Here is a 12,837-nt window from a genome sequence, read left to right as displayed (position 1 = left end):
AAATTTATTGATATTCATCCCAAGAATTTATGGATAGTTTATCCATAGATAAATTACAAAAAGCTTGTATAAAAGCTTTTGCCAAGCGCGTATTAGTTAGTAGAGGAATATTAAAATCTACGGAAAAACGTCTTATTGCATAATCATTATCTAACTCGAATTTACTTAAATTTTTAGGAATATTGATAATAAGATCGAATTTTCTATCTTTGATCAAGTCAATTACATTAGGATATTTTCTTTCATTTGGCCAATGAACTCTTATTGATGGGACTCCACAATCGGATAAAAAATTATTTGTTCCTTCTGTAGCAAATAATATATATCTTTTTTTATGCAAAAGTTTAACCATATTTAACAAATCTAATTTAGAATCCATCGGACCACTAGATATAAGAATATTCTTTTTTGGAATAGTATAACCAACAGAAAGCATGGATTTTAGAAGAGCTTCATCAAATGAATATCCTAAACATCCTACTTCTCCCGTTGAAGTCATATCTACACCTAATATAGGATCTGCATCTTGTAACCTGGAAAAAGAAAATTGAGAGGCTTTTATCCCTAAAAAATTAGTAGTAAAAAAATTAGGATCCTTTTTCTTTTTTTTCTTTCCAAGAAGTACTTGAGTCGCTAGTTCTATCATATTGAACTTAGATATTTTTGATACAAAAGGAAAACTCCTAGAAGCTCTCAAATTACATTCAATTACTTTTACTTCATTTTCTTTAGATAAAAATTGAATATTAAAAGGTCCAGATATATTAAAATATTTTGCGATTTGATTAGATATACGTATGATTTCCTTTAATGTAGATAAATATAAATTATGTGGAGGATATACCAAAGTAGCATCTCCTGAATGAACTCCAGCAAATTCTACATGTTCTGATATAGCATAATACAATATCTCTCCATTTTGAGCAACAGCATCTAATTCCATTTCTTTGGCATTTCTAATAAACTCTGTGATCACCAATGGATGATCCATAGAAACCGATTCTTTATTACGAATAAGATAGTGCTGTAGTTCTTCATAATTGGAAATTACATTCATATACGAACCTGAAAGAACATAAGAGGGTCTAACTAAGATAGGATAATCTACTTCTTCTACAAACTGATAAATACTATCAAAATCTGATAATTCTTTCCATCTAGGTTGTCCAATACCTAAAACATCCATAGCGTTAGAAAATTTATATCTATTTTCCACTTTATCTATAGAAATAGGAGAGGTACCTAGAATTTTTACTCCTTTTTTATAAAGTTTTAAAACTAAGTTATTGGGTATTTGTCCTCCCATAGATACTATTGTTCCTTTTGGGTTTTCTAAATCAATAATATCTAATACACGTTCTAAAGTAATTTCTTCAAAATATAAACGATCACAAACATCAAAATCTGTGCTAACTGTTTCTGGATTGTAATTAATCATTATTGATCTATAAGATTCTTTATTAATAGTATTTAATGTATTTACACAACACCAATCAAATTCTACACTACTTCCAATTCTATAAACACCAGATCCTAAAGTAATTACAGATTTATAATCTTTTTCATAAATAACGTCATGTTGAATTGAATGGTAGGTTAAATACAAATAATTTGTATCTGATGGATATTCATAACCCAAAGTATCAATTTTTCGAACATATGGAATAATTCCTTTTTCTTTTCTATATTTTCTTATTTTTTCTTCCATCGCATCCATATTATCTTGATCCTTATCAATAATAAAAAGGTTAGCAATTTGCATATCAGAAAATCCTTCTTTCTTAGCTTTACGTAATAATTCATCTGGGATATCCCTCCAATCGTTATAAGAAGAAATCTCTTTTTTTGTTTGAAATATGTTATCCAACTGGTATAAAAACCATAGATCTATCTTTGTAAGATCATGTATTTCTTTTATAGAAATTCCTTTTTCGAAAGCTTCTTCTAAAAATAGAATTCTTTGATCCGTTGGTTTTTTCAAAAATTCCTTAAGTAAAAGAGTAGATCCAATTTTTTTTTTAGAATTTATGAATCCTAGCATTCCAATATCTAACATTCTAATTCCTTTTTGTAAGGCTTCTTCAAACGAACCTCCAATAGCCATAACTTCTCCTATACTTTTCATACTACTTCCAATTCTATTGGAAATACCATAAAATTTATTTAGATCCCACCTGGGGATTTTACAGACTACATAATCCAATGCGGGTTCAAAAAACGCATAATTTTTTTTATTCGAATTCTTTAATTCATGCAATCCATATCCTATAGATAATTTTGCAGAAACAAAAGCTAATGGATAACCAGTTGCTTTAGAAGCAAGAGCACTAGAACGAGAAAGACGTGCATTCACTTCAATAACACGATAATCTTCCGATCTAGGATCTAATGCAAATTGAACATTACATTCTCCAACTATCTCTAAATCCCTAGCTATATGGATAGCTAAATTTCTTAAACCATAATATTCTGAATTTGTTAAAGTCTGCGAAGGAGATACCACAATACTTTCCCCAGTATGAATTCCTATAGGATCAAAGTTTTCCATATTGCATACTGCAATACAATTATTATATTTATCTCTAACTATTTCATATTCAATTTCTTTCCATCCTTCTAAATATTCTTCTACAACAACTTGAGAAGAGTAATAGAAAGCTTTACGGACGATTTTCTTTAAATCATGAATATCTTTGGCAAACCCACTACCTAAACCTCCAAGTGTATAAGAAGACCTAATTATAATAGGAAAACCAATCTTTAAAGAATAGGATATGGCATGATCCATGGAATGGACTACAAAGCTTTTGGCCGTTTTTATATTAATACGACTTAACCGATTTCGAAATAGATTTCTATCTTCACTGTTCATTATAGATTCAATAGATGTTCCTAAAACTTGAATTTTATATTTTTCTATAATTCCTTCTTTAAAAAGTTTTATTCCACAATTTAATGCAGTTTGTCCTCCAAAAGAAAGAAAAATTCCTTTCGGTTTTTCCTTTTCAATGACGTTTTTTATAAAAAAAAAGGTGAGAGGGAGAAAATAAACTTTGTCAGCAACTTCTTTCGAAGTTTGAACAGTTGCGATATTTGGATTAATCAATATAGTATAAATTCCCTCCTCTTTAAGAGCTTTTAAAGCTTGTGTTCCAGAATAATCAAATTCACCAGCTTCTCCTATTTTTAATGCCCCTGATCCAAGTATAAGTATTTTATCTATTTTCATTTCATACTATCTATTTTTGTAATCTTCTTGAAGATCCAATCAAATTAATAAAAAAATCGAATAAAAATTCGGTATCTGTCGGTCCACTGGATGCTTCTGGATGAAATTGAACCGAAAAAAAAGGTTTAAAATCATGAATGATTCCTTCGCAAGTGTTATCATTTAAATTTTTAAAGAATATCTTCCATTCTCTAGAAATATTGGTAGTGTCTAAAACATATCCATGATTTTGGGATGTAATAAAATTTTGTCCTGTTTCTATAAATACAACCGGTTGATTATGTCCTCTATGTGCATACTTAAGTTTATAAGTATATCCTCCTGCAGCAATACCCAAAAGTTGATTTCCTAAACATATCCCAAATATAGGTCGTTCTTTTTTCATAGCAATCCGAATATAGGATATAGGTTTTTCATAAATATGGGGATTTCCAGGTCCATTAGAAAGGACCAGTCCATCATATTCTTCCTTCGTAAAATCATAATCCCATGGGACCCTTATTATGGTACAATTTCTTCGCAATAAACAACGTAAAATATTATTTTTTAATCCAAAATCTACAAGTAATATTTTATATGTTCCATTTCCATATATGATTTTTTTAGAGGTAGAAACTTTTTTAGAAAGATTCTCTTTATTAGGATCGTAAAAGGGAATATTTTCTTGTTCCATTATTAAAATTTTACCTAACATGGATCCTCCTTTATTTATAAGTTTTTTTGCAATAAATCTAGTATCTATCCCATATAATCCCGGAATTTTATTTTCTTTTAACCAATCAGATAAAGTCGTATACATATTCCAATGATACGGACGGTTGGAATAATATGAAATAATTAGGCCGGATACTTGAACCTTATCAGATTCGTAAAATTCATGGATAGATTCTTTAGAAGATGGAGAAGGAATTCCATAATTTCCTATTACAGGATAAGTATAAGTCAAAATTTGACCTTTGTAAGATGGATCCGTCATACTTTCCGTATATCCGGTCATAGCAGTATTAAATACTACTTCTCCGGAAGAGGAAACGGGGGCTCCAAAATGATAAGCTTCATACTTAGTTCCATCTTCCAGTATAAGCATAGCCTTTTTACTCCTATTATTTTTTTTCATTTTTTATATATATGATAAGGCCTTCTTTAGTTTTTTAATAAATAATTTTATATGACTGAGGTTGATACTCAGTGGAGGTAGCAATCGTAATATATATGAGTTATTGGATGTTCCTACAAATACTTTTTCATTGTAAATTAAAATATTTTTTAAATCATCAATAGGAAAATCAAATTCTAACCCTAACATAAGTCCTCGACCACTAATTTTTTTTATTTTAGGAATCCTACGCAATTCGTTTAATAGTATTTCTCCCATTTTTTTTGCATTTTCAATTAAATTTTCTTTGAGAATAATTTTTAATACAGCAATACCAGCTACACAAGCTAAATGATTTCCACCAAATGTAGTTCCTAACATTCCGTAATATGGTTTAAATTTAGGATGGATAAGAACCCCTCCTATGGGGAATCCGTTTCCCATACCTTTAGCAATCGTAATTAAATCTGGTTTTATAGAATATAATTGGTGAGAAAAAAAAGATCCAGTTCTTCCATATCCACTTTGAATCTCATCAATAATAAAAATTGTGTCATATTTTATACAAAGTTCCCAATATTTACGAAAATAATTTAAACCAGGATCTATAATTCCAGATAACCCTTGTATTCCTTCCGTTATTAAGGCACAAATATCACCATTTTTTAATTCCCTTTCTAAGGAATTAAGATCTTTATAATCTACAAATATAGTTTTATGTTGCGTATTAAAAGGAGATATAATTTTATGATTATCCGTTACGGATAAACTACCGCTCGTTCTTCCATGAAATGCCCCTTTAAAAGCAATAATTTTTTTCTTTCCTGTATGAAAAGAAGCTATTTTTAATGCATTTTCATTAGATTCAGAACCGGAATTGCAAAGAAATAACGAATAGTTTTCATATCCTGAAATACCGCCAAGTAAATAGGCCAATTCTTTTTTTTGAGAAATAAAAACACTATTTGAATAATAGGATATCTTATGAATTTGTTCTGTTAAGGATCTTACATAATATGGATGAGAATGACCAATGGAAATGACTGCATGTCCTCCATAAAAATCTAAATACATATGTCCTTTTTTATCAAAAACATAGATTCCTTTACTCTTGGTTAATTCTATATCTAAAACTGGATAAACGTCAAATAGGTCCATTTTTTTTTATATTAAAAACGAATGGATTTTAATTTCAAACCACAAGTTTCATCTAAATTAAATAAAAGGTTCATATTCTGTATAGCTTGTCCAGAAGCTCCTTTTATAAGATTATCTATAACACTTATAACAATCAGTTGATCTTTTTCTTTAATAAGATGCAAAATACACTTATTGGTATTTACCACTTGTTTTACATCAACGTTTATGTTCGATATTTCTACAAAAGGATGATTTTTATAATATTCCTTATATATTTCCTTATTCTTTTCTAAAGAAAAACTAGAATAAGTATATAAAGTAACTATAATTCCTCTAGAGAAATTTCCTCTATAAGGAATAAGATAAATTTCCGAATGGAAATTATTTTGCATTTGAAGAATAGTTTGTTTTACTTCTTGTAAATGCTGATGTTTAAATATTTTATAAGAAGAAATATTATTATTTCTCCAGCTAAAATGATTCGTATCGAGATTCCTTTTCCCAGATCCTGTGGAACCAGTTATCGCACTTATATGAATATCATTTTTTAATAATTTTTCTTTAGCTAAAGGTAAAATAGCTAAAAGAATAGCTGTAGAAAAACATCCGGGATTAGAAATATTACTAGATTTTTTAATGATATCTTTCTGTAATTCTGGTAATCCATAAATAAAATTTCTATCTCTGAAAACTGAATAATTGATAATTCTAAAATCTTGATTAAGATCAATTACTTTTATACTTTCGGATATATTTTTTAATTCTTTTCTAGATTTTCCATGGCCGGAACATATAAATACTACATCAATTTCTTTGCTTAAGGAATCAGTAAACTTCAAATCATCTATTTCTCCTAATAAATCTTGATGGACTGAATGAATTAACTTTCCTGGTTTACTTCTGCTAACTACACTATGAATCCTTGCTTTTGAATGATTAATTATTAATCTAATTAATTCTCCCGAAGTATATCCAGTCCCTCCTATAATTCCTATTTCAATCATTATTTTTTTTTATTTTTATTTAAATTATGATACATTTTCATTTGATTACTCAATATTTTTGTAAATCCTTTAACATCCTCTGCAGTCCAAGAATAATTCATTTCTCCGTATTTAGCCATATTAGATTCCATTAAATCAAATTCAGATTTAATTCCAACTAAGTGAAATCTATAAGGATGTAAAATTATATATACGGTTCCAGTAAGTCTTTTTTGGGTACTTGTTAAAAACATTTCTATATCCCGCATGACAGGATCTAAATATTGAGCTTCATGAAGTAATATTCCATACCAATTGGATAATTGTTCTTTCCAATGAAGTTGCCATTTTGTAAGAATATGCTTTTCCAATAAATGATGTGCTTTAATAATAATGATAGCTGCAGAAGCTTCAAATGCTACTCTTCCCTTAATACCTAAAATAGTATCTCCTATATGTATTCCCCTTCCTATAGCAAATTGAGAGGCAATTTTTTCAATTTTTAGGATATTTTTTATTGCTTTTCCCTTTTCTTTATTAACACTTACTAATTCTCCTTTTTCAAATTCTAATTCTAGATTTTCACTTTTTTTTCTACTTAATTTAGTTGGATATGCCTCATCTGGAAAATCTTGATAAGAAGTTAAAGTTTCTTTTCCTCCTATACTAGTTCCCCAAATTCCTTTATTAATAGAATATTCTGCCTCATTCCAACAAATGGATATCCCCCAATTTCGTAAATATTCAATTTCTTCAGTTCGGGAAATTCTTAAATCTCTTATTGGGGATAAAGTAATTTTATCTGGACAAATAATTTGAAAAGCTATATCAAATCTAATTTGATCATTTCCGGCTCCTGTACTTCCATGAGCAATTGCTTTTGCCTTAATAAAAGTCGCATATTGTGCAATTTTAATAGCATGAAAAATTCTTTCGGAGCTTACTGAAAGTGGATAGGTATTGTTTTTAAGAATGTTTCCAAATATCAGATATTTTATGCAATTTTGATAATAATATTCTATAGCATCGATTGTTTTGTGGGATTTAGATCCAATATTTAAAGCTCTTTCTTCAATTTTTTTCAATTCTTCTTCTTTAAATCCTCCTGTATTAATAATAACCGTATGCACATCGTATCCTTTTTGGATAAGATATTTTAAACAATAAGAGGTGTCTAAACCACCACTATAGGCTAAAATAATTTTATCCCCACGAATTAAATTATCTATGTTTTTTTTTTGAACGGTTTTATCTTCATAAGATTCAGATGGTTTATATAAAAGACCTGTACAAAGACACATATTTCTTTTATTTCTGGTTAATATATCGAAGTTAGCACAACTTTTACATCCTTTCCAAAATTCTTCTGATTGAGTTAATTCACTAAAAGAAACAGGATTAAAACCCAATTTTGTATTCATTTTAATCACGGAATGGCTGGTGGTAATGCTAAAAATTTTAGAATTGGGAAATTTTTTTCTAGAAAGTTTAAATATTTCAATTTTTATAATATTTGCTAATCCTTTTTTTCTAAATTCAGGAAAAACAATTAAACCAGAATTAACAACAAATTCTTTATTTTGATAAACTTCAAGGTAAATAAAACCTGCAATTTTTCCATTATAGAAAGCCATTACGGCATTTCCATTAATCATTTTTGATTTAATATATTCTGGATCTTTTTTAGCAATACCAGTTCCTCTAATTTTTGCGGATTCCTGGATTTTTTTGCAAATTAAGGAAGCATATTTTGTATCCTCTTCATGAGATACTCTAACTTTTATTTTCATCTTAAAAAAAACCAATAACTACTAAAAAAAAATGTAATTTATTGATTTATAAAAAAGTGAATTCATAATATTTACTTTATTATTTTAAGTGTAAATTTAAGAAAGTCTTATTAATTAAGTTTTAATTCAAAACAAAATCTAACCCTTTTATTTTTTCCAATTTTTTTAAAAAACTGGAATTAATGTCAACTCCATACTTTTTTGATTCAAAATTTAAAGAAATATGATTTTCCTTATCATAAAGAAGAATATTCAGCTTTTTATATCCTATTGGTTGTTCAGAAAATAATTTTTCTAGATCATCAATAATTAGGCTATCTAAGTCTTTTATATTTATCCTAATTACCAGTTTATGGGAAAATTTTTTTAAAACATTTTGTAGACTTTCGATATGAAATATATGTATTTTTCGTTCTTTAGAGGGTTCAATAAAAATATATAAATATAATAGGCTATTACTAAATAGTAAATGTTCATACTTTAAATATTGTTGTCCATAAATACGAAATAATTTAGAAGAATAATCATCTTCTAATAAGAAAATTCCATATTTTTTTCCACTTTTGATATATATTTTTTTTTCAATTTTAGATAGAATTCCACATATATATATTTTTTTTCCTATAAGTTTTTGTTCATTTTTATTTAATTGGTCTAAAGATAGATTTGTAAAATATTTTCTTTCATAAAAATAATCATCTAAAGGATGTGAAGTAGCATAAATCCCCAATACTTCTTTTTCTTTATATAATTTATATAGATTGCTCCATGGTTGGCATTCAATAATCATGGGTTTTTCTATTTCCATATTGTTTTTGGAAATATTATTTATTTTTTTGTATTTAGATCCAAATTGAATGATCTTTTCTAGAATACTTAACTTACTTTTTTCTTCAAAGTGGAAATACTGTTCTCTACGTAAATGGAATTTATCTAATCCTCCAGATAAAACTAAACTTTCTAAAGTTTTCTTATTCACTATACGTAAATTAATACGTTTTACCAGATTAAAAATAGAAGTGAATGGTCCATTTTTTTTTCTTTCCTGAACAATCATTTTTACAGAATTTTCTCCTACACCTTTTATTCCTCTAAGACCGAATTGAATACAATTTTTATCTTTTACTTTAAAAATATCATCACTTTCATTAATATTGGGACCTACAATCGATAGATCCATACGCTTACATTCTTTTATAAAGTAAGTGATCTGTTTAATATTGTCCATGTGATTACTTAATACAGAAGCCATATATTCACAGGGAAAATGCGTTTTAAGATAAGCAGTCTGAAATGCTATATAAGCATAACAGGTAGCATGAGATTTGTTAAAAGCATAGCAAGAAAAATACTCCCAATCTTTCCATATTTTTTCTAATATATTTTTGGGATATCCTTTTTTTATAGCTTGATTAAGAAACTTATTTTTCAATTTATTTAGTTCCTCTTTTTGTTTTTTACCCATAGATTTTCTAAGTAAATCGGCTTCTCCTTTGCTAAAACCTGCTATTCTCTGGGATATTAACATCACCTGTTCTTGATATATAGTTATCCCATAAGTTTCTTTTAAGAATTCTTCCATTTCTGGTAAATCATAGGTAATTTCTTCTTTTCCCTGTTTTCTGGAAATAAAGTTAGGAATGTATTGTAATGGTCCAGGTCGATATAATGCATTCATTGCAATTAAATCATCAAATTTATCAGGTTTAAGTTGGCGTAAATATTTCTGCATTCCTGTAGATTCATATTGAAAAATAGCTACGGTTTCTCCTTTTTGAAAAAGAGAATAAGTCTTTAAATCTTCTATAGAAAATGAAATTTCTGTAACATTGATGTTTTTTTTGATAAGATTCAAGGAATCTTTAATAATAGTAAGAGTTTTTAATCCTAAAAAATCCATTTTTAATAATCCAGCATGTTCTACTACATTGTTATCAAATTGTGTTAACAATAAATCGGATTCTTTGGAAATAGAAACTGGAATATATTCTTTTATATCGTATGGACTGATAATGATCCCACAAGCATGTATACCAGTACTTCTTATAGATCCTTCTAATTTTTTTGCTTTTTGCAAAATTTTTCCCTCTAAAGTTTCTTCATTCTCTGCAATTTTTCTCAATTTTTGGATATTTTCCATTTCTTCCTTATTTCTATTTTCTAATACCTCCGAAGATAAAATAACTTTTAATGATAGTAAATTAGGTACCATTTTTGCAATACGATCTGTATCTTTTAAAGATAAATTTAATACCCGAGCCGTATCTCGAATAGAAGATTTTGCCCCCATTTTGGAATATGTAATGATTTGTGCAACTTTATTTTTTCCATATTTTTGGACTACCCATTCAATAATATTTTCACGTCCTCGATCATCAAAATCGATATCAATATCTGGTAAAGATATTCTGTCCGGATTTAAAAATCGTTCAAACAGAAGATGATATTTTAGGGGATCTATTTCAGTAATACCTATACAATAGGCAACTACAGATCCAGCAACAGAACCTCTTCCAGGTCCTACTGAAATATTCATTTTTCTAGCTTGAGAAACTAAATTATGAACAATCAGAAAATAACCAGGATATCCAATTTTTTCAATTGTTTTTAATTCGAAGTGAATTCTTTCTTTTATTTCCTTAGTTATATTTTTATAACGTTTTTTAGCCCCTTCATATGTAATACTTCTTAAAAAAGAATTTTCCCCTATATACACTCCATCTTTTTTATCTAAAGGAATTTCAAAATGTTTTGGTATCTGAAATTTTGGAAGTAATATTTTTTGTGATAGACTGTAAAATTCAATTTTACTGACTAATTCATCTAAGAAATCAAAAGATTCTGGAATATCCGAAAATATTTCTTTCATCTCTTCTGGACTTTTGAAATAAAATTCTTGATTTGGAAATCCAAATCTATACCCTCTTCCTCTACCTATAGGAGTTGATTTTTTTTCTCCATTTTTTACGCAAAGCAAAATATCATGAACATCAGCATCTTTTTGATCTAAATAAAAAGTATTATTTTGTATAATGTACTTGACATGATATTTTTTTGAAAATTTCAGTAGTATCCTATTAACATAGTCTTCTTCTTTTAATCCATGACGTAATAATTCTATGTAAAAATCTTCTTCGAAAAGTTCTTTCCACCATAGAAAAACCTTTTCTGCTTTTCTTTCTCCTTGATTAAGAATAACTTGTGGAATCTCTGCATTGAGATCTCCAGTAAGAGCGATTAAATTTTCTTTATATTTTTCAATCAAGTTTTTTCCTATTCTAGGAATTCCACCATAAAGTCCTTCTAAAAATCCATAAGAACAAAGTTTGGATAAGTTATGATATCCTGTTTTATTTTTAGATAATAAAACTTGATGATAACGTTTATCCGGTGTTTCTTTAGTAAACTTTTTCTGTAAATAATTTTCGGAAATAAACACCTCACAACCAATAATTCCTTTTATGGATTTTTTCAATGAAGCATATTTTTTGTTGACAGAATGAATGGTATTTAAAAAATGAAAACTCCCCATCATATTTCCATAATCTGTTATTCCAATAGCTGGCATATTACAGGATATAGCTCTATTTATCATTGAAAAAAGATCCATAGTTGAAAAAAGAATAGAAAAAGAAGTATGATTATGAATATGAGAATATTTTTTTTTTTTTAATTTTTCCTTATTATTATTAATTATTTTATTTTCTATTTTTTTTTCTGTATTCTTTTTTGGATTATGGGGATTGAAAGAAACTATAGAGGAAGAGATAATAGTTGGAAAAGATTCTCGAAAATTTTTGATGATTGATTCATCTATTCCAATATCATTATAGGATATAATTCCCATCCGTAAAAGTTCTAAAAAACAACGAGAGGTTGCTTTTACATCATTTTCAGCATGATGATGAAAATTAGATAAATCTATTCCAAATAATTTATAGTATAATTCGGTTAATGTAGGCCATTTAAATTTTTTTCTAATACCAGGTAATTTGCAATAATTAACAGAAACTTCTTTAGTATCTAAAAATTTCTTTTCTTGAAAAGAAATTTCTTTTTTCATTCTAAAAAACTCACATTCAATAACTTTTCTATCAAAATCCAAATTATGTCCAATTAAACATTTAGATTTTTCAAATGATTTCTTAAATTTATTCAGCACAAAATCTAAATGTTTTCCTTCTTTTTCTGCTTTTTCATTAGTAATTCCATGAATTTTAAAAGCATTATAAGGAATATCATAACCATCCGGTTTTATAATAAAATTTTTAAATTCTATTATTTTTCCTGAAATAGCATGACATTGCCATGCTATTTGTACTACTCTTGGCCAATTATCGGAATTGGTAATAGGAAGATTATAGGAATTAGGTAAACCGGTAGTTTCGGTATCAACAATAAGATACATTATTTTTTATTTTACTATTTATTAGTTTATTAGTTTATTAGTTTATTAGTTTATTAGTTTATTAGTTTATATATATAAAATAAATCAATTTACACTATTACACTATCACAATGAATTTTTGTAAAAAGTTTTTTTATAATCTATCAAAATAAAAGAAAAAATCAAAAATTTTATGTTCTGAAAAATGTTCT

6 protein-coding genes are annotated in these 12,837 nt (G+C 27.4%); all 6 read right to left on the bottom strand.

Annotation, left to right across the window (positions count from 1 at the left end; all coding sequences use genetic code 11):
- Window positions 1–4: 4 nt before the first annotated feature.
- The 6 genes from carB to dnaE all read right to left on the bottom strand — a co-directional run bounded on the left by carB (window position 5) and on the right by dnaE (window position 12,646).
- The gene (carB, locus tag DM780_RS01515) at window positions 5–3,229 is read right to left on the bottom strand and encodes a carbamoyl-phosphate synthase (glutamine-hydrolyzing) large subunit (RefSeq protein ID WP_110548707.1); all 3,225 of its coding nucleotides are present in this window, start codon (window positions 3,227–3,229) and stop codon (window positions 5–7) included.
- Window positions 3,230–3,239: 10 nt separating this feature from the next.
- Window positions 3,240–4,346 carry a glutamine-hydrolyzing carbamoyl-phosphate synthase small subunit gene (carA, locus tag DM780_RS01510; RefSeq protein ID WP_110548706.1) on the bottom strand — a complete coding sequence of 369 codons (1,107 nt, stop codon included), beginning with the start codon at window positions 4,344–4,346 and terminating at the stop codon, window positions 3,240–3,242.
- A 3-nt stretch (window positions 4,347–4,349) separates the two neighbouring features.
- Complete coding sequence (locus tag DM780_RS01505) at window positions 4,350–5,483, bottom strand: aspartate aminotransferase family protein (RefSeq protein ID WP_110548705.1); 1,134 nt, start codon at window positions 5,481–5,483, stop codon at window positions 4,350–4,352.
- An 11-nt stretch (window positions 5,484–5,494) separates the two neighbouring features.
- The gene (gene argC / locus DM780_RS01500) at window positions 5,495–6,469 is read right to left on the bottom strand and encodes an N-acetyl-gamma-glutamyl-phosphate reductase (protein ID WP_110548704.1); all 975 of its coding nucleotides are present in this window, start codon (window positions 6,467–6,469) and stop codon (window positions 5,495–5,497) included.
- Window positions 6,469–8,238: an argininosuccinate synthase domain-containing protein gene (locus DM780_RS01495; protein ID WP_110548703.1), complete on the bottom strand. Its 1,770-nt coding sequence runs from the start codon at window positions 8,236–8,238 to the stop codon at window positions 6,469–6,471. The genes argC and DM780_RS01495 overlap by 1 nt, the downstream gene beginning before the upstream one ends.
- A 121-nt stretch (window positions 8,239–8,359) precedes the next feature.
- On the bottom strand, window positions 8,360–12,646 hold the full coding sequence (gene dnaE / locus DM780_RS01490; protein WP_110548702.1) for a DNA polymerase III subunit alpha: 4,287 nt from the start codon (window positions 12,644–12,646) through the stop codon (window positions 8,360–8,362).
- Between the last annotated feature and the right edge of the window lie 191 nt (window positions 12,647–12,837).

The sequence above is a fragment of the Blattabacterium punctulatus genome (assembly GCF_003226695.1).
In the GTDB taxonomy this organism is placed as follows: domain Bacteria; phylum Bacteroidota; class Bacteroidia; order Flavobacteriales; family Blattabacteriaceae; genus Blattabacterium; species Blattabacterium punctulatus.
This window is presented reverse-complemented; position numbering and strand designations above follow the sequence as displayed.